Genomic DNA, 1171 nt, shown 5'->3' on the forward strand with positions numbered 1-1171 from the left:
GCGTGAATGGGTTTGTTGCCGTCATTGAACTTGTCATAGACGGTCTTATCGGACGTCTGCTGCCACGTGGTGTCGCCCTTGGCATTACGCTTGACAATACTGCCATCATCGTACTGCCACGTGGAAGTGCCACCGTCATAACTGATATCGACGTTCTGAGACGGCCCATTCTCAGGATGCGTCGTGGCATGAATGGCTTTACCGTCGGGGTTGAACTTGTCGAAGACCGTCCGATCGGCGGTTTCCTGCCGTACAACGTCGCCGTGGGCGTTGCGGTTGACGACGGTGCCGTCGTCGTATCGCCAGGTGGATGCACCGTTGTCGTAGGAGATGGTTACGCCTTGCGGTGGCGCACCGTTCTCACCGGGGATGATGCCGTGCGTAGGCTTGCTGTCGGGGTTGAATTTGTCGAACACTGCTCCCTCGGCAGTGTTCTGGTGAGTGACGTCGCCGTGAGCGTTGCGGCTGACAACCGTCCCGTCGTCGTATCGCCATGTGGACGCGCCGTTGTCGTACGTGACGGTGACGCCTTGCGGGGGCGCACCGTTCTCACCGGGCATGGTGCCGTGCGTGGGTTTACCGTCAGCGGTGAACTGATCGAAAACCGCGCCATCAGCCGTCTTCTCGTGAGTGACGTTGCCGGCTTCGTTACGGTCGACGACTGTCCCGTCGTCATACCGCCATGTCGACGCGCCGTTGTCGTAGGTGACCGTGACACCCTGCGGCGGCGCACCATTCTGACCCGGCATCGTGCCGTGCGTGGGTTTACCGTCGGCGGTGAACTGGTCGAAAACCGCGCCATCAGCCGTCTTCTCGTGAGTGACATCCCCGTGAGCGTTACGGTCGACGACCGTCCCATCGTCATACCGCCATGTCGACGCGCCGTTGTCGTAGGTGACCGTGACACCCTGCGGCGGCGCACCATTCTGACCCGGCATCGTGCCGTGCGTCGGTTTACCGTCGGCGGTGAACTGGTCGAAAACGGCGCCATCAGCGGTCTTCTCGTGGGTGACGTTGCCGGCTTCGTTACGGTCGACGACTGTCCCGTCGTCATACCGCCATGTCGACGCACCATTGTCGTAGGTGACCGTGACACCCTGCGGCGGCGCACCATTCTGACCCGGCATCGTGCCGTGCGTGGGTTTACCGTCGGCGGTGAACTGGTCGAAAA

At 61.5% G+C, this 1171-nt stretch carries 1 protein-coding gene; it reads right to left on the reverse strand.

Translation table 11 applies throughout. The annotated features are described in order from the left end of the window. Window positions 1-1171 (reverse strand): hypothetical protein (locus tag ACGFIO_RS44325; RefSeq protein WP_392837327.1); only part of this gene is annotated, 1171 nt, incomplete at both ends.

The sequence above is a fragment of the Actinoplanes sp. NPDC049265 genome, assembly GCF_043197135.1.
GTDB lineage: Bacteria > Actinomycetota > Actinomycetes > Mycobacteriales > Micromonosporaceae > Actinoplanes.